The 26607-nt window shown below is 59.9% G+C and carries 16 protein-coding genes; 5 read left to right on the top strand and 11 right to left on the bottom strand.

Annotation, left to right across the window (positions count from 1 at the left end; translation table 11 throughout):
- Positions 1–33: 33 nt before the first annotated feature.
- On the top strand, positions 34–4761 hold the full coding sequence (locus AC1DXW_RS05810) for a membrane-targeted effector domain-containing toxin (protein WP_477753503.1): 4728 nt from the start codon (positions 34–36) through the stop codon (positions 4759–4761).
- A gap of 83 nt (positions 4762–4844) precedes the next feature.
- Here the strand turns inward: AC1DXW_RS05810 and guaA are convergent, their stop codons facing one another.
- The 8 genes from guaA to AC1DXW_RS05850 all read right to left on the bottom strand — a co-directional run bounded on the left by guaA (position 4845) and on the right by AC1DXW_RS05850 (position 12260).
- Positions 4845–6422: a glutamine-hydrolyzing GMP synthase gene (gene guaA, locus AC1DXW_RS05815; protein ID WP_477753504.1), complete on the bottom strand. Its 1578-nt coding sequence runs from the start codon at positions 6420–6422 to the stop codon at positions 4845–4847.
- Positions 6423–6521: 99 nt separating this feature from the next.
- On the bottom strand, positions 6522–7991 hold the full coding sequence (guaB, locus tag AC1DXW_RS05820; protein WP_008053208.1) for an IMP dehydrogenase: 1470 nt from the start codon (positions 7989–7991) through the stop codon (positions 6522–6524).
- Positions 7992–8208: 217 nt separating this feature from the next.
- Positions 8209–8757, bottom strand: coding sequence for a hypothetical protein (locus tag AC1DXW_RS05825; protein WP_046040989.1), 549 nt, complete (start codon positions 8755–8757; stop codon positions 8209–8211).
- Between the two features lie 206 nt (positions 8758–8963).
- Positions 8964–10145 (bottom strand): formate-dependent phosphoribosylglycinamide formyltransferase, encoded by a 1182-nt coding sequence (purT, locus tag AC1DXW_RS05830; RefSeq protein ID WP_477753505.1) that lies wholly within the window; start codon positions 10143–10145, stop codon positions 8964–8966.
- A 77-nt stretch (positions 10146–10222) separates the two neighbouring features.
- Positions 10223–10690 (bottom strand): preQ0 transporter, encoded by a 468-nt coding sequence (locus AC1DXW_RS05835; RefSeq protein ID WP_477753506.1) that lies wholly within the window; start codon positions 10688–10690, stop codon positions 10223–10225.
- 182 nt (positions 10691–10872) lie between these two features.
- The gene (locus tag AC1DXW_RS05840) at positions 10873–11088 is read right to left on the bottom strand and encodes a DUF1289 domain-containing protein (RefSeq protein ID WP_477753507.1); all 216 of its coding nucleotides are present in this window, start codon (positions 11086–11088) and stop codon (positions 10873–10875) included.
- Positions 11085–11609, bottom strand: a complete 525-nt coding sequence (locus tag AC1DXW_RS05845) for a gamma carbonic anhydrase family protein (protein ID WP_477753508.1) — start codon at positions 11607–11609, stop codon at positions 11085–11087. Before AC1DXW_RS05845 ends, AC1DXW_RS05840 begins: the two co-directional genes overlap by 4 nt.
- Before the next feature lie 51 nt (positions 11610–11660).
- Positions 11661–12260, bottom strand: coding sequence for a CoA pyrophosphatase (locus AC1DXW_RS05850; protein ID WP_477753509.1), 600 nt, complete (start codon positions 12258–12260; stop codon positions 11661–11663).
- A gap of 147 nt (positions 12261–12407) precedes the next feature.
- Here AC1DXW_RS05850 and AC1DXW_RS05855 point away from each other — a divergent pair, with 147 nt between their 5' ends.
- The 3 genes from AC1DXW_RS05855 to AC1DXW_RS05865 all read left to right on the top strand — a co-directional run bounded on the left by AC1DXW_RS05855 (position 12408) and on the right by AC1DXW_RS05865 (position 19642).
- On the top strand, positions 12408–12959 hold the full coding sequence (locus AC1DXW_RS05855) for an NUDIX hydrolase (RefSeq protein ID WP_477753510.1): 552 nt from the start codon (positions 12408–12410) through the stop codon (positions 12957–12959).
- A 121-nt stretch (positions 12960–13080) separates the two neighbouring features.
- The gene (locus tag AC1DXW_RS05860) at positions 13081–13584 is read left to right on the top strand and encodes a L,D-transpeptidase family protein (RefSeq protein ID WP_477753511.1); all 504 of its coding nucleotides are present in this window, start codon (positions 13081–13083) and stop codon (positions 13582–13584) included.
- Between the two features lie 304 nt (positions 13585–13888).
- Complete coding sequence (locus tag AC1DXW_RS05865) at positions 13889–19642, top strand: membrane-targeted effector domain-containing toxin (protein WP_477759831.1); 5754 nt, start codon at positions 13889–13891, stop codon at positions 19640–19642.
- Positions 19643–19728: 86 nt separating this feature from the next.
- Here the strand turns inward: AC1DXW_RS05865 and AC1DXW_RS05870 are convergent, their stop codons facing one another.
- Both AC1DXW_RS05870 and purL read right to left on the bottom strand, forming a co-directional pair.
- On the bottom strand, positions 19729–20040 hold the full coding sequence (locus AC1DXW_RS05870) for an NGG1p interacting factor NIF3 (RefSeq protein ID WP_477753513.1): 312 nt from the start codon (positions 20038–20040) through the stop codon (positions 19729–19731).
- Between the two features lie 5 nt (positions 20041–20045).
- Positions 20046–23942: a phosphoribosylformylglycinamidine synthase gene (purL, locus tag AC1DXW_RS05875; protein ID WP_477753514.1), complete on the bottom strand. Its 3897-nt coding sequence runs from the start codon at positions 23940–23942 to the stop codon at positions 20046–20048.
- Between the two features lie 285 nt (positions 23943–24227).
- On the opposite strand from purL, the gene mltF reads away from it, so the two are divergent.
- Positions 24228–25688 carry a membrane-bound lytic murein transglycosylase MltF gene (gene mltF, locus AC1DXW_RS05880; RefSeq protein ID WP_477753515.1) on the top strand — a complete coding sequence of 487 codons (1461 nt, stop codon included), beginning with the start codon at positions 24228–24230 and terminating at the stop codon, positions 25686–25688.
- A 123-nt stretch (positions 25689–25811) separates the two neighbouring features.
- On the opposite strand, the gene pdxJ is transcribed toward mltF, so the two are convergent.
- Complete coding sequence (gene pdxJ / locus AC1DXW_RS05885; RefSeq protein WP_477753516.1) at positions 25812–26558, bottom strand: pyridoxine 5'-phosphate synthase; 747 nt, start codon at positions 26556–26558, stop codon at positions 25812–25814.
- Positions 26559–26607 lie beyond the last annotated feature (49 nt).

A 26607-nucleotide genomic window follows, 5' to 3' on the forward strand; every position in this document is an offset into this window, starting at 1 on the left:
ATCCTCGGCGCCCGTTACTCAAGGATAGAGAGCATGAACCCAACAGAAACACGCCCACTGCCCAATGCCGCCGACAAGGCAGCGCTCAAGGCGATCGCCACTCGCGTTATCAAGACCTGTCCCAGCCTGCAAGACACGGCGCATGAGGTCGCCGGCAACCTGCTGAAAAAATACGGCATCACCGGCCTCGATCCGGACAACGTGTATTTCCATCGCTTCGACGCAGCCCAAAGCAGCTCGAAAGCCTTCACCGGCTGGGAGCATGTCAACGCGACGCCGACGTCATCCATGACCCTCACGCAATTGGTGATCCACCGCTTTCGCGCCACTGACCAGGACAACGCCGATCTGCTCGACCTGTATGCCGGCTTCTATAGCGCCGGCCCGGGCGCGGGTAACTTCAATGAAACCAACGAAGTACGCCTGCATGGCAAGGACGTGTTGAAAGACTTCTGGAGCATCGATTTCAGTTCGCTCTACAACAAGCACCTGACGGCATTCTGGAGTGATTCCGGCAGCGATTTCCGCACGCTTGCCAAGTGCAACTTCCTGCTAAATGCCGTGCAGGCACGGGATAAACGCCAGTTGAGCGATGAGGATTTCCAGTTCGTGACAAATGCTGCGTTAGGTCCGATTACCTGGCCTGTCAGCCTGCAATTTTTACAATCACAACACCACGGCACCGACAGCATTCGAACCCTGGATGTCGCGGGATATGTCGCGACCACTGTTCTGCGTTTTGTGGCGCCCAAAGGTCGGCAGGTCGTTTACCTGCCCGGCAACAACGATCCCTTCCAGGTTCTGGAAACGGCAATCGACATGCATCACTGGGTGCTGCTGTGGATGGACAAGGGAGACGCGCACGAGTCGTACATGGCGCATTTTTCCCTGGCAGATCGTCAGGATATCGACACAAACATCACCGACCTGATGAATCGACTGGTCGCCACGTGGGGTAAATATGACCATCACCTGATCAACCAGAAAAACCAGGCCATCAGCGGTGACGCGTTCAGTTGGCTACGCGACTCGACAAAAGACGCCATGCTCGCCGAAGCCGTGCTTTCGCTGACCTCCAATGGCGATCTGCGCAAGAAGCTCTGGATCGGTTACCTCACTGCGAGTGTGAAAGTCTTTGGCCCGATGGCGGTTGTGGGATGGCCGGTCGCACTACCGGTTGTGGGCGCCAGCATCGCCAACATGGGGTTGAACATCGATCAAGCGGTCAATGCCAAAACTGCCGCAGAACGCAAGGCTGGCGTCCTTGGTGCAGTACTCTCGGGCATCGATGTGCTGTTTAATCTGCTCGTCCTCAAAGGGCCGGGTTCGCTACAAGAAGTCGGCCCCGAGATCGATGCGGCCGAAGCTCAGGAAATGGCGGAGCTGAAGGAGGGAATGCAATCGTCCAAAGCCCCCGAGCAAACACCAGCCGGCACACCGGTGCAACAGCTGGTCGATGTCGAGTCGGCCGTGAAGGTCCCGGACTCCTTCAAAATCGATGTGTCATTGAATGACGACACACTGATTCGTGAACCGGGCAAGCTACAAGGCACTTACCCACTGACCTCCAACCCTTCATCGGCCATCAAGATCAACGACAACGCTTACTACGTGCGCTATATCGATAATCTCAATGGAGGCAACCATTGGGCAATTATCGACCCGACCAATCCCCTGGCCTCCTCGGGGTCTATCCCTGTACGTCTGAATGCCGCAGGCAAATGGGAAATCCTCCCCCGATTAGGACTAAGAGGAGGCATGGACGTACCTCCACTCGCTGGCGCGTCAAATGAGCCTGTCGTCGAAGAGTGGGCGCGAACGCCCGGCATTCATGTCCCCGGCCTCACAGATCCCGAAATGAGAGCCTGGGCACTCGGCGGACCCGACGTGCTCTGTGTGTTCAGGAGGGTATGGACTGTCGGCTCGATCGACGTGCGCAGCGTGCTCGGGATCGATGCTGATGCCGGGGGAGCCCGTAGTAATTTCATGTCTGTCGATGACGAAGCTCTTACGACCGAGAGCGAATTCGAGTTGGCTCAGGAAGAATCTCGCAGCAATCTCATCAGCGATGCAAAAGCCTACTACGAGCTCAATCCCCCAACGCTTCGTCCACCGGTATTGTCTGAACGATTAAACACATCGACCGAGCTGTTCGATAGCGCATTTGCCGAAAAACCGGGACTCGTCGTGGGCGAGAGCCGCGGCAGCATCGGCAGCAAACAATTGCTGATCGAAAACATGCCCACCCTGGCACAGCGTGGCGTGAAGACACTGTACTTGCAGGAACTGCTGGCCAACGTCAACCAGCTCGATCTGGATACCTTTGCAAGAACCGGCGAAATGCCCGAGGAGCTGGAGAGCTACCTGAGAAAACTCGATATCCATGCCGGCAACGATCCCGAGGGTAAATTCAACCTGATGGAACTGGTGAAAGCGGCCAATGCCCAGCGCATCCGGGTTCAAGCCGTCGACATGTCGACGACCTTCCATATCAATGAACGCTTTCTTCTGCGTGATCCGAACACTCGAATGGCAAGGAGCTTTTTTGCCAGCGAGGTCATTAAAACCAATGAAGAATTAAACGGGCCCGCCAAGTGGATTGCCTTGGTCAATCAGGAGCATATGACGAGCTTCAGAGACTACCAGGGCATCAGCGAGCAGACCGACGCCCTGAGTATTCGGGTCGACGATGTAATACCGGGCCAGGCTCAACCCATCGATCTCGATCCAGGATTAGCGGTGGAGTATGACGACTATCCGGATTCCCCTGTTTCTGAAGTGGTGGACGGCCTCAGTGATTTCGGCGGGGTCGTAGCGCGAATCAAAGCCGACTGGCGTGTACAAATGCAAACGCCGTGGGCCTACCGCAGTTCACGGGACTTGCGAGCGCTGCTGCCGGATCCCGGGATGTTCACCTTCCAGCGTTACAGAAGTAGCCTGCTGGTGGTTTACCGCGATGCCGAAAATCGAATGGCAGACAGTGTGATCAGAATGACATCTGAAGGCAGGATGAATCTGGATACCCCGCTCAGGCCGTCCTACGACACCATGACGGTAAATAGCCTTGATGAACTGAAACAGGCATTGATCAAAAAAGGCATGCAGCCAATGGGATGGCCTGAGGTAACCGGCGAGGCAGAGGGTGCTGCCTCGGTGGTCGAGGAACTTGCCCAGGTAGCGCCTGAACTTCAGCGGTCGACCATCCCTCAGCACTGGCAAGCCAACGAAGTGCTGGAAGGGTTAACACCCGAATCAAGTTCTGGAAAATTCCAGGGCATCTATCGACTCGACTCGGAACCCTCGACCGCCATCATGCTGGACGAGATGCCCTATTACGTTCGCTTTCAAAGCGATGGTACCGGATCCGGGCACTGGGCAATCATTGATCCGGAGCGTCCATCAACGTTCGCTGGCTCGATTCCTGTTCGTTTGAATGCCGAAGGCGAGTGGGAAACGATGCAGCGATATGGCCTCAAAGGAGGCGGCAATACCCTCAGGGGAACGTCGCAAGCGGTGGTACAGAACACGCCGCCAGTCAGCGTGCGTAAACCCGTCACACAGTACGATGCCCCGAACCTATACAGCGTCAGGAGACTGGCGCTGGGCAAACCGGAAATCCATATCAAAATGATCCCGCAGGGTAATGGGCGTGTGATGCTTCTAACCCCCTATCAAGAATACATCGATGCCCGTCGGATCAAGCTGTCACTGGACGCCCGCAACTACTTTTCCCGCACCCGATTGTTCGCTTCCTTACCGGCACGCCCGGTCGTCCCCGTCGTCACGCCATCGACCACTGCCCCGGAACTGATCGAGAAAGTGTTCAACGCTGCACCGGGCCTGGTCATCGGTGAGAGTCAGGATCGCATTGCCAGCATGCGTTTTCTCATCGAGAACATGCCAGCCCTTTCCCGACAAGGAGTTAAAACGCTCTATTTTCATCGTTTGCTCAACGACTTCAGTCAACTGGACTTGAATGAATTCGCCAGGACCGGAGAGATGTCCGATGACCTCGAAAAGTACCTGCAACAACTGAAAAGCGATCCATCCGGGCAGTACACACCACTTGAGGTGGTCAAGACTGCCCGACTCAACGGGATTCGGGTTCAGGCAACGGATTGTCTGGCGAGCTACCGCTACCCCGGCCTTGCACTTCCTGACACCCAGGAGCAAGCCATCAAGAGCTATCTCACCCATACCATCATGGAGGCAAACGAATCGCTCAACGGGACCGGCAATTGGGTTGTGCTGACCGATCAGGAAAACACCAATACCTTTCGGAGCATGCCGGGCATCAGCGAAATCCACGGTGGTATCGGTCTGCGCATCGAAGAAGTGCTGCCTGAAAACAACTTGCTGATCGAGCTGGATCGAGGAATCGAAGTGAACCGCGTTACTCTTGCGCAAAATGCCCCCTTCAACGGAGATTCCGATACCTTATCCGCCGATCTGAGTTTGCAGATGCCACTGCCGCTGCTCGAAAGAACGTCCGAGGAACTCAACCGACTGTTGCTGCGCCAAGGCATGTTCACCTTTGAGAAGTCGAATGACGACTGGACGCTGGTTCATCGCGGCAGAGACGGCCAGATTGCCCGAACGCCGGTCGGGCGTACGGTTGACGGTGAGTATCTGATCGTCCGTCCGTCATGGACCGCCGTCCATCGGGTGCCTTACGCAAACATCGTAGAACTGTCCCGTGCGCTCACACGAACCGGCATGGTTTTCATAGGTCGCCTGCCTAACCCGGCACCCGCTCTCTGAAATGCAAAAAGCCCCCGATCTCTCGATCGGGGGCTTCATTTGCCACTATCGTTTTGAGCCTGGGTTCACAAGCTCAATCACGATCACTCCCACTCAATCGTCGCCGGCGGCTTGCTCGACACGTCATAAGTGACGCGGGAGATGCCTTCGATTTCGTTGATGATGCGGCCGCTGACGGTTTCCAGCAGTTCGTAAGGCAGGTGCGCCCAACGCGCGGTCATGAAGTCGATGGTTTCCACGGCACGCAGGGCCACGACCCAGGCGTAACGACGGCCATCGCCAACCACGCCAACCGATTTCACCGGCTGAAACACCACGAACGCCTGGCTGACCTTGTGGTACCAGTCGGCCTTGCGCAGTTCTTCGATGAAGATGTGGTCGGCGCGACGCAGCAGGTCGGCGTATTCCTTCTTCACTTCACCAAGGATCCGCACGCCCAGGCCCGGGCCCGGGAACGGGTGACGGTAGACCATGTCGTACGGCAGGCCCAGTTCCAGGCCCAGACGACGGACTTCGTCCTTGAACAGCTCGCGCAGCGGTTCAACCAGTTTGAGGTTCATTTCTTCCGGCAGGCCGCCCACGTTGTGGTGCGACTTGATCACGTGGGCCTTGCCGCTTTTCGCGCCAGCCGACTCGATCACGTCCGGGTAGATGGTGCCCTGAGCGAGGTACTTGATGTTTTCCAGTTTGTTCGACTGGGCATCGAATACGTCGATGAAGGTGCGACCGATGATCTTGCGCTTCTTTTCCGGGTCGGCTTCGCCGGCCAGGTTGTCGAGGAACTGATCTTCAGCGTTGGCGCGGATCACCTTGACGCCCATGTTCTCGGCGAACATGGCCATCACTTGCTCGCCTTCGTGCAGGCGCAGCAGGCCGTTGTCGACGAACACGCAGGTCAGCTGGTCGCCAATGGCCTTGTGCAGCAGCGCGGCAACCACGGACGAGTCCACACCGCCGGACAGGCCAAGCAGGACGTTGTCAGTGCCGACCTGGGCGCGAACCTGGGCGATGGCGTCTTCAGCGATCTTCGACGGCGTCCACAGGGCTTCACACTCGCAGATGTCGAGGATGAAGCGCGACAGGATGCGACCGCCCTGCTTGGTGTGGGTCACTTCCGGGTGGAACTGCACGCCGTAATAGCGACGCTCGTCGCTGAACATGCCGGCGATCGGGCAGCTCGGGGTGCTGGCCAGGATATGGAAGTCTTCCGGCATGCGGGTGACCTTGTCACCGTGGCTCATCCATACGTCGAGGCCGAACAGGCCGTCGGCGTCGATGTGGTCTTCGATGCCATCGAGCAGGCGGCTCTTGCCGACCACGTCTACGCGGGCATAACCGAACTCACGCAGCTCGGAACCTTCAACCTTGCCACCCAGTTGCTCGGCCATGGTCTGCATGCCGTAGCAGATACCGAAGACCGGCACGCCCAGATCGAAAACGGCTTGCGGGCAGCGCGGGCTGTTGGCTTCGTGAACCGACTCTGGGCCGCCGGCGAGGATGACGCCTTTAGGAGCGAATTCGCGGATCGCATCTTCGTCCATGTCGAACGGGTGCAGTTCGCAGTACACGCCGATTTCACGCACGCGGCGGGCGATCAGTTGGGTGTACTGGGAACCGAAGTCGAGGATCAGGATGCGGTGAGCGTGAATATCGAGGGCCATGATTCAGTCTCGTCTAAGTCATTCAGAAACAGTCGTGATTCAGAAACAACTCGGGGCTGAATAAAACAGCCCCGGTTGCTTAGCTTGTTGCTTGAAGGCTCAACCTACGCGGTAGTTTGGCGCTTCCTTGGTGATCTGCACGTCGTGAACGTGGGATTCGGCCATGCCGGCGCCGGTGATCCGCACGAACTCAGGCTTGGTGCGCATCTCTTCGATGTCGGCGCTACCGGTGTAGCCCATCGATGAACGCAGGCCGCCCATCAGCTGATGGATGATGGCGCTCAGGGTGCCCTTGTACGGAACACGCCCTTCGATACCTTCCGGAACCAGCTTCTCGGCGCCTGCCGAGGAGTCCTGGAAGTAGCGGTCGGAGGAACCCTGGGCCTGGGACATGGCGCCCAGCGAACCCATGCCGCGGTAAGCCTTGTACGAGCGACCCTGGAACAGTTCGATCTCGCCCGGCGCTTCTTCGGTACCGGCGAACATCGAGCCCATCATCACGCAGGAAGCACCGGCTACGATGGCCTTGGACAGGTCACCGGAGAAACGGATGCCGCCGTCGGCGATCAACGGTACGCCAGTGCCTTCAAGGGCAGCAGCAACGTTGGCGATGGCACTGATTTGCGGCACGCCGACACCGGCGACGATACGGGTGGTGCAGATCGAGCCAGGGCCGATACCGACCTTGACTGCGTCAGCGCCAGCTTCGGCCAGGGCCTTGGCGGCAGCGCCGGTGGCGATGTTGCCGCCGATGACCTGCACTTCAGGGAAATTCTGCTTGACCCAGCGAACGCGGTCGATCACGCCCTTGGAGTGACCGTGAGCGGTGTCGACTACCACCACGTCAACGCCAGCAGCGACCAGCGCGGCAACGCGGTCACCGGTGTCTTTACCGGTGCCGACTGCTGCGCCAACACGCAGACGACCTTGATCGTCCTTGCTGGCCAGCGGGTAAGCCTTGGCTTTTTCGATGTCGTTGACGGTCATCATGCCCTTGAGGGCGAACTTGTCGTCGACGATCAGCACGCGCTCGATGCGGTGCTTGTGCAGCAGTTCACGCACATCGTTCTTGTCGGCGCCTTCCTTGACCGTGACCAGACGCTCTTTAGGCGTCATCACTTCACGGACAGTGGCTTCCAGACGGTTCTCGAAACGCACGTCACGGGAGGTGACAATGCCGACCAGGTCGCCATTGTGCAGCACCGGAACGCCGGAGATGTTGTGCATGCGGGTCAGTTCGAACAACTCGCGCACGGTGGCGTCGGCGACGATGGTGATCGGGTCCTTGACCACACCGGCTTCGTAACGCTTGACCTTGCGGACTTCGGCCGCTTGCTGCTCGATGGTCATGTTCTTGTGGATGATACCGATACCACCTTCCTGAGCCATGGCGATTGCCAGACGGGCTTCAGTGACGGTGTCCATGGCAGCGGAAACCAGTGGAATATTCAGCTCGATGCCACGGGTAAGGCGGGTCTTGAGACTGACTTCGTTAGGAAGCACCTCGGAATAACCGGGCACTAGGAGAATGTCGTCGAATGTCAGAGCTTCTTGGCTGATACGCAGCATCGCGGGGGCTCCCGAGCGGGAAAATGGAAGCGCGCCATTATAGTCAGACACCCCCTCGGGTTCAATGTAAAACTCTATCTATTATCGACCTTATAGATATACGGAACATATCGCCCCTGTAGGAGCTGCCGCAGGCTGCGATCTTTTGATGTTGATTTTTAAAAAACAAGATCAAAAGATCGCAGCCTGCGGCAGCTCCTACAGGGGCATACGGCGTTTAGAGTTCGACTTTCACCCAGCTGACCGGCTGATCGAGCCAATCGGCGAATTCATCGATAAAGCTCTGCTTGAACCCGGCTTCGGCCCAGTTATTGAAGATGAAACCGAGGTTGGAGAAGCCGCATTCCTGCAGGAACAGGAAGCCGTTGATGTCGTCTTCATGCCCGCATTCGGGGCAGGTGAAGTTGTCGGTGCGCCCCGGCATCCAGTCTTCCAGGCTTTCGAACAGGGCTTCACCGACTTCCTTGCGGCACTCGGCGCAGCCCGCTTCTTCAAGGAAACCCTTGGCTGGCGTATAGATGCAGCGCTTGGTGATGATCTCCAGGCCATTGATCGGCTCGCCGAACGGCAGGGCTTCGGGGTGCAGGACCACTGCGCGGGCACCGTCGGCGATGGCGTGGGCCATGCGATTGCCGGTGCGGCCGCAAGTGGTCAGCTCCTCCTCGATGATGTTCTTGCGCACCAGCCAGCGCACGACGGCCCGGGCCCGGGGTTCGTGGACCGGCAGGGTGGAGATTTTCGGGACGATGATGCTTTGGGAGTTCATGGGTACAGGCCTGGAGCTTTAATGAAGGGTCTTGCGGGTAAATCTGATGCCGGTCGATCAACAACCCCTGTAGGAGCGAGCCTGCTCGCGATAGCGCAAAGCCTGTCAACATCAATGTCGACTATGAATTCGCTTTCGCGAGCAGGCTCGCTCCTACAGTGAATTGCGGCGAGCCCATAAAAGGTATAGGCCCGCCGGAGAGTTTTTTACAGTTCTACGACAACCGCCTGCGAAGCACGGGTCGCCTTGGCGCGGGCGGTTTCGATCGATTCGTCGCGGGCCAGGGCTACGCCCATGCGGCGTTGACCGTTGACTTCAGGCTTGCCGAACAGGCGCAGCGCGGTATCCGGTTCGCTCAGGGCAGCGCCCAGGTTGGCGAAAGCGGTCTGGGTCGACTGCCCTTCCACCAGGATCACCGCCGAGGCCGAAGGCCCGAACTGACGGATCAACGGAATCGGCAGACCGAGAATGGCCCGAGCGTGCAGGGCGAACTGCGACAGGTCCTGGGAGATCAGGGTGACCAGGCCGGTGTCGTGCGGGCGCGGCGAGACTTCGCTGAACCACACCTGATCACCTTTTATGAACAGCTCGACACCGAACAGACCACGGCCACCCAGGGCTTCGGTCACGGCTTTGGCGACACGTTCGGATTCAGCCAGGGCAATCGGGCTCATGGCTTGCGGCTGCCAGGACTCCTGATAGTCGCCCTTCTCCTGACGGTGGCCGACCGGCGCGCAGAAGGTGGTGCCGCCGACGTGGCGCACGGTCAGCAGGGTGATTTCGTAGTCGAAATCGATGAAGCCTTCGATGATCACCCGACCTTTACCGGCACGGCCACCTTCCTGGGCGTAGTCCCAGGCTTTCTGCACGTCATCGACGCTGCGCAACAGGCTCTGGCCCTTGCCCGAGGAACTCATGACCGGCTTGACCACACACGGGAAACCGAGGTCTTCGACGGCTTTGCTGTAGTCCTCGAAGGTGTCGGCGAAATGGTACGGCGAGGTTGGCAGGTCCAGTTCTTCAGCGGCCAGGCGACGGATGCCTTCGCGGTTCATGGTCAATTGCGCGGCGCGGGCAGTCGGGATCACGTTGAAACCTTCGGCCTCCAGTTCCACCAGGGTAGCGGTGGCGATGGCTTCGATTTCCGGCACGATGAAGTGCGGCTTCTCGGCTTCGATCACGGCGCGCAAGGCAGCACCATCGAGCATGTTGATCACGTGGCTGCGGTGCGCCACCTGCATGGCCGGCGCATTGGCGTAGCGGTCCACGGCAATCACTTCAACGCCCAGGCGTTGCAGCTCGATCACCACTTCCTTGCCCAACTCGCCACAGCCACACATCAATACGCGGGTCGCGGTGGGCGACAATGGAGTTCCGATACGGGTCATCTGAAGGTCCTCAAGGAGCGGATCATCGAGGGAAGCGCGCTTCCCATGGGGAGAAAGCGCGGCATTTTACATGAACTTCAGCTGACGACAGCCTGTTTGCGCAGGCGCCAGGCCATGATCAGCCACACGGCGGTGACCCCGGCGAACTTCGAACCCAGGGCGGTGAGGATCACCCCCGGCGTCAGGGCATCGATCATGCCGAAAAAGATAAAGGTATCGAGGGGAATACTCAGGGCCGAACTTATCCACAGGCGATCATGCAGCGCACGTTTGGTGATGCTGAACACCAGCCAGTCGATGCACTCGGAAACCGCGAAGGCCGTGGCGCTGGCCAGAGCGATGGACGGATCAGAGGTGACATAGGACAACACCAGTGCCGCCAGCATCGCCACGAGGGTGCCATGCCCGAAACGGGCTTGCACCATGTCGCGCAACACAAACACCAGCCCGCCCCAGGCCGACCAGATGATGTCCAGGTCCGGTGCGGTGGAAAAGGCATAGTTGATCAGCACGACGCTGCTGATGTAGGCGATCAGGAAGAACATGGGCGGGAAATACCTGGCAATTTGACGCACAGGATACTGTAGGAGCGAGCCAGCTCGCGATGGGCGTGAACGATAACGCGGGGAGTCTGGTTCCCCGCGGTGTTCTTGAGTCCATCGCGAGCAGGCTCGCCCCCACAGTCGACCGCATTCCCATGTAGGAGCGAGCTTGTTCCGGGGCGAATTCAGCTATCGGATTTGGAAGGGAGCATCCAGATCAACCCACTGGCCTTGGCCCGCTCATGACACAACCCCAGCACCTTGCGCCGCTCGTCGTTGTCCATGCGGCTCCAGCGGGTAATCTCCTCCACCGTGCGTTGGCAACCGGTGCAGATATCATCGTCGTCCAGCGCACAAATGCTCACGCAGGGCGATGCCACCGGGCGTTCGGTGGCGGTCATTGTTCCTGCTCGGCCAGATCGCGGGCATAACGCTGCGAGTTGTGCACGTAGTGAGCAGCGCTGGCCTCCAGCATCCTGATTTGCGGCTCGGTCAGTTCGCGCACCACCTTTCCCGGTGAGCCCATGACCAGCGACCCATCGGGGATCTCCTTGCCTTCGCCGATCAGCGAGTTGGCGCCGATGATGCAGTTCTTGCCGATCTTCGCGCCATTGAGAATCACCGCGTTGATCCCGATCAGGCTGTAGTCGCCGACGGTGCAGCCGTGGAGCATGGCGTTATGGCCGATGGTCACGCCAGTGCCGATGGTCAGCGGGTAGCCCATGTCGGTGTGCATCACGGTGCCGTCCTGGACGTTGCTGTCCTTGCCGATCAGGATCAACTCGTTGTCGCCACGCAATACGGCGTTGAACCAGACGTTGGCGCCCTCTTCCAGCTTGACCTTGCCCACCAGCACGGCATTGGGTGCGACCCAGCTCTGTGGATGGGTTTCGACGCGGGCGTCGCCCAGGCGGTATTTCATCTGTGTTTCCTCAAGGCTCAGGCGGGCTTTTTGGCCATTCGAACGATGGCTTCAGGTATTGATAAAGCTTTTAGGAGGCTGATGCAGGCTGATTTTTGCGTCATACAGCAGGTTGATCAACTCGACGATCATGATCGCCGTCAGCCCCCAGATCTTGTATTCACCATAGCGATAGCTCGGCACGTACCAGCTGTGGCCCTGATAATCGATGCGATGGGTATGTTCGCGGGGGTCTTTGCGGAAGAACTCCAGGGGCACGCTGAACACCGCGGCAATCTCGGCATCGTTGGCCCGGTATTCGACAAAATCCGGGATCACCCCGACGTAGGGCGTGACCTGGATGCCATGCAGGCTGATCAGCGGGCTGAGCGGGCCGATCACCTCGACCAGCCCCGGCGGCAGGCCGATCTCTTCTTCGGCTTCACGCAGGGCGGTGAAAATCAGGTCCGGGTCTTCAGGGTCACGACGCCCGCCGGGAAAGGCAACTTCGCCGCCATGGGTCGACAGGCCGCTGGCACGCAGGGTCAACACCAGCTCAGGCTCGTCACTGCGGGTGATGGGCACCAGCACCGCGGCCTCGGGAAAACGACGGTCGGTCTCCAGTGTGCGTGGTGTGTGGTTACTAACCCGATGCAGTAGCTCGTCCAGCATGAGTGTTCTCGATCTGTGCCCTACCCGGCATCATGCACCAATCGCTGCGGTCGCCCAACCCCCGCAGCAGCCCCATGTCGCGAAACGACAACTTGCCGACAGACACTGCCGCACGCCAAGATAGGCGCAGCATTCAGGAACCCCAGCATGAAATTTTGCAGCCAGTGCGGTAACCCGGTGACCCAGCGCATTCCCGAAGGCGATTCGCGCCTGCGTTTTGTCTGCGACAGCTGTCAGGCCATTCACTACCAGAACCCCAACATCGTCGCCGGCTGCGTGGCGACTTGGGGCACCCGGGTGTTGCTGTGCCGACGGGCCATCGAGCCACGTCGCGGCTACTGGACCCTGCCCGCCGGTTTCATGGAGAACGGCGAAACCATCGAGCAGGCAGCCATTCGCGAAACCGCCGAGGAAGCCTGCGCCCGGGTGCGCAACCTGAGCATCTATACCCTGATCGACGTGCCACACATCAGCCAGGTGCATGTGTTCTTCCGGGCCGAACTGGCGGACCTGGACTTCTCTGCCGGCCCCGAGAGCCTGGAAGTGCAACTATTCGACGAAGCGGACATTCCATGGGATGAGCTGGCTTTCCGCACGGTGGGTCGTACCTTAGAATGCTTCTTCGCTGACCGGCGGACCGAGGTCTATCCCGTTCGGTCTGAATCGATCCCGCCACTTGCTCAGCCTGCCATTATCTGATGTCATCTCGGCATCACACAAAGGCGCCGAAAGATCGCCCGAACGCGGCACGAGCCTGCGGCAGCTCCTGCAAAAACTTCTATACATAAATAGTCGCGACACCTCCTGGGGAATCGTTTCAATGCGCTGGTTGCTTGCCCTGTTCTGTTTGTCGTTTGTCACGGTGTCCCAGGCTTCTGCCGTGGAAACCCTGGACGGCAAGGTCATCGAGAAGATCCTGATTCTCAAGTCTTCCCATCAATTGCAATTGATCAATGACGGCAAGCCGCTCAAGACCTATCGCATTTCCCTGGGCAAGCGTCCCAAGGGGCCCAAGCTGATGGAAGGCGACAAGCGCACCCCGGAAGGTTTCTACTGGGTCGACTGGCGCAAGGTCAGCGACCGCTTCAACCTGGCGATGCACGTTTCCTACCCGAACATCAGCGACTCGGCCCGCGCCCGTCGTGAAGGCGTCGAGCCCGGCGGCATGATCATGATCCACGGCACCCCGGACAGCGAAGACACCCCGGAAGACCTGTTCCACACCCTGGACTGGACTGACGGCTGCATCGCCATGCGCAACATGGACATGCGCGAAGTCTGGAACCTGGTGCCCGACGGCACGATGATCGAAATCCGCCCGTAATCCCCCACGACCGTTGGTCGCCCGAAAAAAATAAATTAAAAAGATCGCAGCCTGCGGCAGCTCCTACGGAGTTGATACCAATCCCGTAGGAGCTGCCGCAGGCTGCGATCCTTGCCTTCAAAATCCCCACCTCTAATACCACTTCAAACCAACCCCGAGTCTGTGATTGACAGGCCGTTATCGCGAGCAGGCTCCCAGCATGTATCGCGATACTCCCGCCAAATCGTGGCATACATATGTACCACCACCTCCTCCCTCTTCCTCGCCATGCTGCCGGCTCTTTCTACCGACTGAGACCGTTTCCATGAGCACACCCACCCCCCCACCGTCTTTTGAGGAAATCAAAGGCTACCTCAACCAAATCGGCCATCACCTGCTCAACGCCCAAACCCCACTGCTGCCCGACCATAAACCCACAGCCGAACAACGCTACCTGGAACGCCTGGACGGCATCCTCAAGCGCTACCGGGAACAGTTCCTGAGCAAGGCAAAAACCAACTATCAAGGATTAGCCAACAACGACCTGAAAACCTCGGAAGGCCAGACTCTGCTCACCACTCTCAAGAGCACCTTGAACACGCATCTGATGGACATGGACCTGCGTGGGCAGATCGATGGCAGGTCACTCAAATCCTACATGACCTTCGAAGCCGGGTTCACCGCCCTGGAGCATGAGGCCAGGCTCGGCGTCCAGGATCGCCTGCTGCACCCACAAGAAGGCACGATGCTCGAAAGCGTGGCGCTGCCCCCAAGCTTGCGTCCAGGCCTGTACGCCTTGCAGTTCAGTTACCAGGCGCAACAGGTCGAGCTGGCCGGTGCCTTTGTCGCCACAGAAAAAAACAGCGTTGTGGTCAACGACCTGATGAGCGCGCAGGACGTCGGCCAAGTCTTGCTGTTCACACCTGCGCGAGGGATCGAATCGTTCAACACCCTGGCCGAACTCAACACCCACTTGCGGCAAAACATGGAGCACGCCAGCGGGCGCAGTGAGTTCATCGACAGGTTGCCCACGCGCTACCACGCCTTGAGCCCCGCCGGAATCTGGCCCCTGGAACTATCACCCATCGACGACCAGCCGTTGTTCGAACACACCGTCGGTGCACTGATCGCCAAGCGCACCCAGGATATCGACCGGGCCCTGAGCCTGGTGGACAACCCGCAGCACGACCCTGCCCAATTGATCGCGGCCCTCGACCGCGCGATCCGCAGCGCCCTGCCCGACCTCGGTGCCCGTCTGGAACTGCGCGCCCAACGCCTGCTCGAACGGTTGCTGCGCTACAGCGCACCCGATTGGTATCGCAGCGCCAGCGAGGCACACCGGGCCACGCTGGCTGAACATCTGGCCAGTTACAACCGGGCACGCCAACACCTGCTCGATCTGTTGGGCCCCGCCGCGAACCCCCAAGCCCTGGCCCGTTTTCAATGGCTGGAGCGGTTGAGCGATGACCTGGAGATTCACGACCTGAACCCGGAGCACCTACAGGTCAAAACCCAACGGCTTGTGCCCAGCGTCGGCCACTATGAACACAATCGCAACCTGATCGACCTGGCCTTGCGGGGCCTGCATACCGGCGACGAACTGCCTGGCTGCGACTTTCTGACGAAGACCACCTTTACGTATAACGGAGCGCCCTTGCCCGATGCGTACCAAGACCTGACCCCAGCGTGGATCGTGCAACAGTTGATGACCCTGCAACCTCGGTTCGACTTTGCACAGGTGCAACGAGAACTGCACGCCCGGCCCGAGTTCAGCAGCGCCATCGAGCAGATGCTCGACCAGCGGATCAACGCCCTGGCCTACACCGCCTTCCTGCAAGGCCACATTCGCGAAGACGACTACCAGGCGATCCAGCGCCTGCGCCAGGGTACCGATGCGCGACTGAGCGCGGCCACCCTGGGCGCCAGCGTCCTGTCGCTGCACGGTGCGCAACTTCAGGACCTCTGGATGATGCGCCAGACCGATGCCAAGGGGACGGTCAACCGCGTGCTGCTCTGCACCCCCGAGGCACCACAAGAGCACCAGTTCCAGGCATTCGACAGCGAGCTTGCGTGCCAGCAGCACATCCTCGGCTGGACCCTGGACAACGGCCTCAAGGCCCCACCCGGCACCATGACCGACTACTTGATCCGCCAGGTACCACTGCGCCTTCGCAACTCGATGAAGCACCTCTTGAGCGGTCTGAGCCTGAAGTTTCACGCCCAGGATTACAACAAGATCACGTTCAACGCTGGCAACTATCGCCAGAGCCTGAAATCGATGGCTGATCATGTACTCGCCACACGTATCGATAACTACGAATTCAATACGCCGAGTTGGTATCGCTCAGCCACCATTGATGTCAGGCGAAGGCTCTCGACCCTGGCCGGGGATGCAGAAGGCAGCTTGCAGACCTACAACGACCCTCCACAGTCCGAAGCCCGCTTCCAAAGCTTCGATGCCTACCTGCATGAAAAGGCCAGGGAGCGCTTGAACCAACTGCTGGGTCGCCGTCAGAACGATGTCGACCCGGACACCGTATGGGCCTATTCACCCTCCGCACTCGGCACCCGGACACCGGCGCCCATGACGTATACCCAGCTCTACCGTGATGGCTACGCCGATGGCGTCGGTTTTCTCGACGAAAAATTCTCCCGCTCGGCAAGGTACAGGGGCCCGCAAGGCGTTGACCTGAGCACCCTGAACGCCAATCCAGAAGCCGTCGCGCGCTCGGTCACCGGCGCCTGGATTGGCCAGCGCTACGTCGACAAGGTCAAGGCCGAGTTGCTGGACCCGGGCAGCCCGGCGTTTACTTTCAGGCGCAATGCGGTGCTGGCCATTACTCAACGACAGATGCTCAGTGCCGCATTGGAGTGTCGCCTGCAAGGACACATCGCCGGAGTTGACCTGCAATGGCTTGAGCGCTGCATCGCCAGTATGGGCGACACGTCGCTGGAGACTCGCGGCAACTACGCCATCCATCGCCTGCTGGTCGACGGCGAATGGGTCATCGACACCTACCTGTTCAGCCACGCTGACAACCCGGTGCTGCTCTATACGCCCCATGCCCCCGACGGCATCGCCTTTCGCGAAGCCAGGCAGTTCAATTACCTGCTGAAAAAACTCCCCGACTTCATCCGCTACCTCACCCTGCGTGTCGATGTTCAATCCCGGGGCCGGATCCAGGCATTTCTGGAGGCGGCCAAACAAGGGCTGCCTGAGGACCTGGATAAAACCACCCCCAGCCCCCCACGTTACGACTCGACCCGGGCACTGCCTCCGGTGCTTGACCTGCGCCGTTTGCTGTACAACATGAAGCTGCAACGCAAGATCGACGAAGTGACCGCCACCACCACTAACCGCACTCAGATGATCACCAGCATGCTCTGGACGTGCGTGGAGTTCGTGGCCGCCATCGCCACTGCGCCTTTCCCGGTTCTGAGCCTGAGTGTTGGCCTGCTTCTGGCTTTCAAGGACGGCATGCTCGCCCTGCACGCGTACAACCAGGGCGAAACCTCGGCCGCCCTTGAGCACTTCGCCGGGTATCTGTTCAACAGCGCCGGCGCCCTCTTCACCGACCTGCGTCCGGCCCTGCGCTTGTTCAAACCCATCGGCAAATCATCACGCCTGGCAGTTGCCAGCACCGAGCAAGGCCGGGCGATGAAGCTGATCAGCCAGCTGGAAACCGCCCCCTTGGCACCTGCAGGCATGCAACCGGTGTTGTTCAACGGCGAGGTGCTCTGGGCGCCGAAGACCCCGGATGTGATCGGCCGCTACTTGCTGTATCGCCACGACCCGGTCAGCGGCAAATGGGTCTCGACCACGCGCCTGGCCGCACCGAACGCCGAGGGCATCTGGACCCGCACCGGGGTTTCCGGCGGCGCGCCGAAATACCAAGCAGTGCCTGAAACCCCCGGGCCGTCAAAAGACTATGGGATGCAACAGAAGTACTGGAGCAGGCTTGAGCCGGTCATGAACCCGCAGATGCGGGCGCTCATGATCAGCCAGGCAGCCGATATTGACCAAGGTCTAGTCGACACCGTGCTGGGCAGTGCCGCCAATGAACTGCGTTCGTTACGCACGGTTTACCTGCAACAGGTCGAACGCCTGACCAAGGACGCGGACAACTTCTTCCTCTACCTCGACACGCTGCCCGCTCGCGCCACCGTGCCTGCCGTAGAGGCCAGTACCCCGCTGGCCCGACTGATCGTCAACGATGCCTTTGCCGGCAACAGGAACCTGGTCATCGGTGCCGTGCCAGGCTCCATCGCCAGCAAGCAGGCACTGATTACCAACATGAATGCCCTGGTCGAGCAAGGTTTCAAGCGCCTGTATGTGGAGTTCCTGCCAGGGGATGTTTTCAAGTTCAAGCTTGAAAAGTCCAACCAAGGGAAATCATGGCGGCACATCAAAGAACATTTGAAGGCCATAGACCGGTCCTTCGGCATCGCAGAAGACGCCGAGTACTCTTACTTGGCCCTCGTACGCAAGGCCAGGGAAAAAGGCGTGCAAATCAAGGCGCTGGACGCCTCGACCTCCTATCGACTGGACGATGTCCTGCTCATGGGCGATAGCTCGCCGACCACGCCCCAGCCCAACAGCCTGAGAAACTACTACTCGCACAAAGTCATTGAAGCCGACATGGCCGATGCACCGCACGAACGCTGGATCGCCCTGGTCGATCGCTCGCGCATGACCACATACAACGGGACACCTGGCCTGGCTGACTTGACCAATGCGGTTGCGCTGCGCATCGAAGACGTCGGCTTGAATCAACCGGTGGGCATCTGGTCAGACACCCCCGGCAAGATACCAGGTGATGCACTCGCCAAAGGTGACTACCACATGACCCTGCAAACACCGTACAAGACACCCGAACCCATCTCGGCAGCTGCCTCTACATCCGTCGTCAGCACTGGCCATTTCAACGACTTCGATATTGCACCGTCGCTAAGAGATGAGATCGCCCGCATGAGCGACCAACCGCGCGGCCTGGACTCTCGCTACGCACCGTCCCAGCCAACGCGAGCTGAAGCGTTCTCTGAATTCATCAAGCTACGCAGAAACTTGAATACCAATGCCAAGAGCTTCTTTGCCGACTATGTTCCGCCTGCCAGGCCAACGTTGCCAACGATCAGCACCAGCACCACGCCCGAGTCGTTCCTGAAACAAATCAGCGAAAGCCGCCTGCCGGGGTTGGTGATTGGCGAGACTCACTCGGCAGAGTCGGGCAAGGCATTTCTGATAAAGCAGATGAAGCAGTTGAAGCAGCAGGGCTACAAGACGCTCTACGTCGAACACCTGCTCACCGACCTGCACCAGGCTGAACTGGAGGTATTCCATCAAACCCAGCGGTTTCCCGACAACCTCAAGGCCTACCTGAAAGCCCAGGATCGGGGACATATGCCGTTCTACAATGGCTCTGACAACTACTCGGAAGTCATCCAGGCCGCCAACAAATATGGCATCCGCATCAGGGCGCTGGACTGTACCGCCAGCTATCACCTCAAGGGCTTGCCTGATCCGGAAAAAGCCCGCAACCAGATGTTCAACTACTTCGCTTCCCGGGTCATCCTGGCCGACCAGGCGGCACACGGCCCCCATAAGTGGATTGCCTTCATCGGCAGCGCCCACACTAATAACTACCAAGGCGCATCGGGACTGGCCGAAATCCTGGGCACGGTCAGCCTGCATGTCAGGGATTGCGCGCCGTCACTGTCCAGAGGCATTCACCTCGGGTACTGGGAAACCGATCTCACGGGGCCTGGCTGGAGGGCGATACGCAGTGACTTCAAACTGGAAGTCAGCAACGCCCGGCAACGAGTTCCCGCGCCCTTTGCACCTGTCGACAGGTCAAGATTACGCCAGGCGGGGCACTTCCTGATCGAACGCCCCTCGGCTGCCGAGACCAACCTGTTGCACCGTTCCCGCAGCGGTGAAATTGTTTCCACACCGATTCAGGTGGACGATAACGGATTGTTCTTTATCGACCGCTGGGACATGTCGACACGACACTTCGAGTACCAAAACATGCTGATCGAAGCACTCAAGGCAGACGTTCCCCTGACGCCAGCGCCGTAATCGGCGCCAGTCACCTATTATCACGTCCAACAAAAAACCCGCTGAAATCTCTTTCAGCGGGTTTCTCATTTCAGCAGCCAGGAAGATCAGAAATCCTCCAACCGCCACACTTCATAAGCCGGCGTCTCGTAGGGATGACTCTGTTTCAAAGCCGCCACCACCGAGCGAATCAACTCATCCGCCACCACCAGCTCGACTTTCCATTCCTCGACCTGTTCGACCTGCCCTGCCTCGCCAATGAACGGCTGACTGCCGTCCAGTGGGCGAAACTGACCCAGGCCCAACACCTGCCATGCGCAGTGATCGTAAGCACCGATCCGTCCGCCACCGGCGGCGAATACGGCACTCTTCGCGTCTTCGACGTGACTGGCTGGAACAAAAAAGCTGAGCTTGTACACGGCTATCAGTTAACCCACACGCGAGCATTACGGAACATACGCATCAGCGGTGCATCTTCGTTCCAGTCATCCGAACGCCACGAGTTCTGCACGGCGCGGAACACACGCTCCGGGTGCGGCATCATGATCGTTACGCGACCGTCGCGGCTGGTCAAACCGGTGATCCCGCGCGGCGAGCCGTTCGGGTTGGCCGGGTAGCTTTCGGTGACCTTGCCGTGGTTGTCGACGAAACGCATCGCCACACAACCGGACAGATCGGCTTCCAGCAGTGCTTCTTCGCTGGCGAACTCGGCATGACCTTCGCCGTGGGCGATGGCGATCGGCATGCGCGAACCGGCCATGCCTTGCAGGAAGATCGAGTTCGATTCCTGGATCTGCACCATGGCAACACGGGCTTCGAACTGCTCGGAACGGTTGCGCACAAAGTGCGGCCAGAACTCGCTGCCCGGGATCAGCTCGTGCAGGTTGGACATCATCTGGCAACCGTTGCACACGCCGAGGGTGAAGCTGTCGTTGCGTTCGAAGAAGCCCTGGAACGCATCGCGGGCACGGCTGTTGAACAGCGCGGATTTCGCCCAGCCTTCACCGGCACCCAGTACGTCGCCGTACGAGAAGCCACCGCAAGCGACCATGCCCTTGAACTCGTTCAGGTCGACACGGCCGGCCAGAATATCGCTCATGTGCACGTCGATCGCGTTGAAACCGGCGCGGTCGAACGCAGCCGCCATTTCCACCTGACCGTTGACGCCCTGCTCACGCAGTACGGCAACCTGTGGGCGAATGCCTTTCTTGATGTAAGGCGCGGCGATGTCCTGGTTGATGTCGTAGCTCAGCTTGACGCTCAGGCCCGGGTTGTCTTCTTCCAGCAGCACGTCGAACTCTTGCTCGGCGCAGTCGGCGTTGTCACGCAGACGCTGGATCTGGTAGCTGGTCTCGGCCCACTGACGCTGTAGCAGACGACGCTGGCCTTCGAATACGGTTTCGCCGTTGAAGGTGATGCTGATCTCGCCGTTGTTCATCGGCTGACCGACCACCGACACGCAGTCACCCAGGCCGGCAGCGCTGAACTGCGCAAGGATGTCCGGGGTAGCGTCCTGACGAACCTGGATCACGGCGCCCAGTTCTTCGTTGAACAGGATCGCGGCGATGTCGGCGGAGGTTTCCGCCAGACCGTCGAGGTTCAGGCTCAGGCCGCAGTGACCGGCGAACGCCATCTCGACAACGCTGGTCAACAGACCACCGTCGGAACGGTCGTGGTAAGCGAGCAGGTGGCCGTCGGCGTTGAGGCCCTGGATCACGGCGAAGAAGGCTTTCAGGTCTTCGGCGTCATCGACGTCCGGAGCCTGCTTGCCGAGCTTGCCGTGAACCTGCGCGAGGATCGAGGCGCCCATGCGGTTCTGGCCGCGGCCCAGGTCGATCAGGATCAGGTCGGTGGTGCCCTTGTCCATGCGCAGTTGCGGGGTCAGGGTCTGACGGATGTCAGTCACTGGCGCGAAACCGGTCACGATCAGGGACATCGGCGAAGTCACGGACTTGTCCACGCCTTCATCGTTCCAGCGCGTGGCCATGGACATCGAGTCCTTGCCCACCGGAATGGTGATGCCCAGCTCAGGGCACAGCTCCATGCCGACCGCTTTCACGGTGTCGTACAGGCGTGCATCTTCACCCGGGTGACCGGCAGCGGACATCCAGTTCGCCGACAACTTGATGTCGGAGATCTTGCCGATGCGCGAAGCGGCGATGTTGGTCAGGGTTTCGCCGATGGCCATGCGGCCCGACGCCGGAGCGTCCAGCAGTGCCAGCGGAGTACGCTCGCCCATGGCCATGGCTTCACCGGTGTAGACGTCGAAGCTGGTGGCGGTGACGGCAACGTCGGCCACCGGCACCTGCCACGGGCCGACCATCTGGTCACGGGCCACGAGGCCGGTGATGGTGCGGTCGCCGATGGTGATCAGGAAGCTCTTGCTCGCCACGGCCGGGTGATGCAGGACGCGCTCGACGCAGTTGGCGATGTCGAGGGTCGACGGATCGAAATCATCGCCCAGTTCGTTTTCACGAACCACCGAACGGTGCATGCGCGGGGCTTTGCCCAGCAACACTTCCAGCGGCATGTCCACCGGGCTGTTGCCGAAGTGGCTGTCGGTGACGGTCAGCTGCGGTTCGGCAGTGGCTTCGCCGACTACGGCAAACGGGCAACGCTCACGTTCGCAGATCGCCTTGAAGCGTTCGAAATCCGCCGGGCCGACGGCCAGGACGTAACGTTCCTGGGATTCGTTGGACCAGATTTCGTGCGGGGCCATGCCCGGCTCGTCGTTTGGAATGTTGCGCAGTTCGAAACGGCCACCACGGTCGCCGTCGTTGACCAGCTCCGGGAAGGCGTTGGACAGACCGCCCGCACCCACGTCGTGGATGAAGCTGATCGGGTTCTTGTCGCCCAGTTGCCAGCAACGGTCGATGACTTCCTGGCAGCGACGTTCCATCTCAGGGTTTTCGCGCTGTACCGAAGCGAAGTCCAGGTCTGCCGAGCTGGTGCCGGTGGCCATGGAGGAAGCCGCGCCGCCGCCCAGGCCGATCAGCATCGCCGGGCCGCCGAGCACGATCAGCTTGGAGCCGACCAGGATCTCGCCTTTCTTGACGTGTTCTTCACGGATGTTGCCCATACCGCCAGCCAGCATGATCGGCTTGTGGTAACCACGAACTTCGTCACCGTGCGGGGTGGTGATCGACTGTTCGAAGGTACGGAAGTAGCCGGTCAGGGCCGGACGACCGAATTCGTTGTTGAACGCAGCGCCGCCCAGCGGGCCTTCGATCATGATGTCCAGCGCGGTAACGATGCGCTCAGGCTTGCCGTACGGCACTTCCCACGGCTGTTCGAAGCCCGGGATCTGCAGGTTGGACACGGTGAAACCGGTCAGGCCAGCCTTTGGCTTGGCGCCACGGCCGGTCGCGCCTTCGTCGCGGATCTCGCCGCCGGAACCGGTGGATGCGCCCGGGAACGGGGCAATCGCGGTCGGGTGGTTGTGGGTTTCAACCTTCATCAGGATGTGCACCGGCTCCTGCACCGCGCCGTACTGGCGGGTCTCAGGGTCCGGGAAGAAACGACCGGCCACGGAGCCGACGATCACCGAAGCGTTGTCCTTATAAGCAGACAGGACACCTTCGCTGTGCATCACGTAGGTGTTCTTGATCATGCCGAACAGGCTTTTTTCCTGGCTCTGGCCGTCGATGTCCCAACTGGCGTTGAAGATCTTGTGACGGCAGTGCTCGGAGTTCGCCTGGGCGAACATCATCAGTTCGATGTCGTGCGGGTTGCGCTTCAAGCCGACGAAGGCATTGACCAGATAGTCGATCTCGTCTTCGGCCAGGGCCAGGCCCAGCTCGGTGTTGGCTTTTTCCAGCGCGGCGCGGCCGCCACCCAGCACGTCGATGGCGGTCAGGGGTTTCGGTTCGGCGTGGCTGAACAGACCGGCGGCCTGTTCGAGGTTGCCCAGGACGATCTGGGTCATGCGGTCGTGCAGACCGTCGGCGATCAACCGAGCTTCAGCGTCGCTGAACTGGCCGGCCACATAGAACGCGATGCCGCGCTCCAGGCGCTGGATTTTCGCCAGGCCACAGTTGCGAGCGATGTCGCTGGCCTTGCTCGACCATGGCGAGATGGTGCCAAAACGCGGCAGCACCAGAAACAGACGACCGGTCGGTTCTTGTACCGGAACGCTTGGACCGTACTTCAGAAGGCGCGCAAGCACCTGCTGTTCGTCGCCGGTCAGGACGCCGGTAACTTCGGCGAAGTGAGCGAATTCAGCATACAGGCCACTGACAGCCGGAACCTTCTGGCTCAGTTGCTCAAGGAGTTTGCTGTGGCGAAAGGCAGAAAGGGCAGGAGCGCCGCGCAGGATCAACATCTTCGGGACAGCCTCGGGAAGGGGTGTGCTTTGAGGCCGTGCATTCTAGCCTAAACAGCCCGCGACAGCACCCGAAACGCTACGCACGGTTGCACTCGGGTCTCGATCTGTGTTTCTGCCTCTAAAGTCAGGTTAACCGGGTGTGTGACAACAGCTTATTTTTACTGCGAAAAAATGCAGGCAAGGCCCATTTCTTGGGGGTTTCAGCCGTTTTTGTGATCTCTAGCAGACAACCCCCTCACTGTCGAGATATGGCGCCCGTGGTCCTTTGCGTATACTGCGCAGATGTTTTTCCCAACGGCTTTGCGTCCGCGGTACGCCAAATGGCTGATCGCAACCGGACTCTTCCTGATGCTCGGTGGCTGTGTTGATAAACCCAACACGCTCGAGCGCGTAAAGGAGGATGGTGTGCTGCGGGTGGTTACCCGAAACAGCCCCGCCACCTACTTTCAGGATCGCAACGGTGAAACCGGCTTCGAATACGAGCTGGTGAAGCGCTTCGCCGACGATCTGGGGGTCGAGCTCAAGATCGAGACCGCCGACAACCTCGATGACCTGTTCAACCAGGTCGGCAAGCCCAATGGACCGGTACTGGCGGCTGCCGGCCTGGTCAGCAGCGAAGAGCGCAAGAAGCAGGTGCGCTTCTCGCACTCCTATCTGGAAGTCACCCCGCAGATCATCTACCGCAACGGCCAGTCACGGCCGACCGACGCAAAGGATCTGGTGGGCAAGAAGATCATGGTGCTCAAGGGCAGCACCCATGCCGAACAACTGGCACAGCTGAAACAGAAATTTCCCGGCATCGAATACGAAGAGTCTGACGCAGTCGAGGTCGTCGATCTCCTGCGCATGGTGGACGAAGGACAGATCGACCTGACCCTGGTCGACTCCAACGAAGTAGCGATGAACCAGGTGTACTTCACCAACATCCGTGTCGCCTTCGACCTTGGTGACGCCAGCAACCAGAGCTGGGCCGTCGCGCCGGGCGACGACAACAGCCTGCTCAACGAAATCAACGAGTACCTCGACGAGGTCAAGAAAAACGGCACCCTGCAACGCCTCAAGGATCGTTACTACGGGCATGTCGACGTCCTCGGCTACATGGGCGCCACCACGTTTGCCCAACACTTGCAGCAACGCCTGCCCAAGTACGAACAGCACTTCAAGTCGTACGCCAAGAAAGAGAAAGTCGACTGGCGCCTGCTGGCGGCCATCGGATACCAGGAGTCGTTGTGGCAACCGGCCGTCACGTCCAAGACCGGCGTGCGCGGCCTGATGATGCTGACCCAGAACACCGCGCAGGCCATGGGCGTGTCCAACCGCCTGGACCCCAGGCAGAGCATCATGGGCGGCGCCAAGTACCTGGCCTACATGAAAGACCAGCTCGACGGTTCGATTCAGGAACCGGACCGTACCTGGTTTGCTCTGGCGGCCTACAACATCGGCAGCGGCCACCTGGATGACGCACGCAAACTGGCGGCCAAGGAAGGGCTGAACCCGGACAAATGGCTGGATGTGAAGAAGATCCTGCCGCGCCTGTCGGAAAAGAAGTGGTACAGCAAAACCCGTTACGGCTACGCCCGTGGCGGCGAACCGGTGCATTTCGTGGCGAACATCCGTCGCTACTACGACATCCTGACCTGGGTCACGCAGCCGCAGCTTGAAGGCGACCAGGTCGCCGAGGGCAAACTGCTTGTTCCGGGGATCGACAAGACCAAGCCGGCGCAGGAGCCTGCACCGCTTTAAGGCCGCCCAAATACCAATGTGGGAGCGAGCTTGCTCGCGATGAGGCCCTTTCAGCCACATAAATGGTGGCTGTCAGACCGCTATCGCGAGCAAGCTCGCTCCCACAGGATTTCGTGTCGTTCTTCAGGCCTTGGCAGCCGCCGCCAGAATCAGCGCCTTCATCTCCGAAACAGCCGACTTGAAGCCAACGAACAGCGCATGGGCCACCAGCGCATGGCCGATGTTCAGCTCGTTGATACCCTTGATCGCCGCCACGGCTTCAACGTTGTGATAGTGCAGGCCATGGCCGGCATTGACGATCAGGCCCTGGGCCAGGCCGAAGGCCACGCCATCGGCCACACGTTTGAGTTCTTCGGCGACTTCAGTCGGCGTCTCGGCATCGGCATAACGCCCGGTGTGCAGTTCGATGGCAGGCGCGCCGACACGGCGGGAGGCTTCGATCTGGCGCTCATCGGCATCGATGAACAGCGACACCTCGGAGCCGAGCTTCGACAGGCGCTCGACCGCCGCCTTGATCCGCGCTTCCTGACCTGCCACGTCCAGGCCACCTTCGGTGGTCAGTTCCTGACGGGTTTCCGGCACCAGGCAAATGTGCGCTGGGCGGATGCGTTCGGCGAACTGCATCATTTCTTCGGTGACGCCCATTTCGAAGTTCATGCGGGTTTGCAGCACGTCCTTGAGCAGCAGAACGTCGCGCTCCTGAATGTGCCGACGGTCTTCGCGCAGGTGCACGGTGATGCCGTCAGCGCCCGCCTCTTCCGCGTCCAGTGCTGCCTTGACCGGGTCCGGGTAACGGGTGCCCCGGGCCTGACGCAGGGTGGCAACGTGGTCGATGTTCACGCCAAGAAGAATACGGGTGCTGGTGGTCACGGAAAGCGCTCCAGAAGAAGAGAAAGTTCGGTGCACAGCATACACGGGG

It is taken from the genome of Pseudomonas sp. P4_C4, from assembly GCF_056402055.1.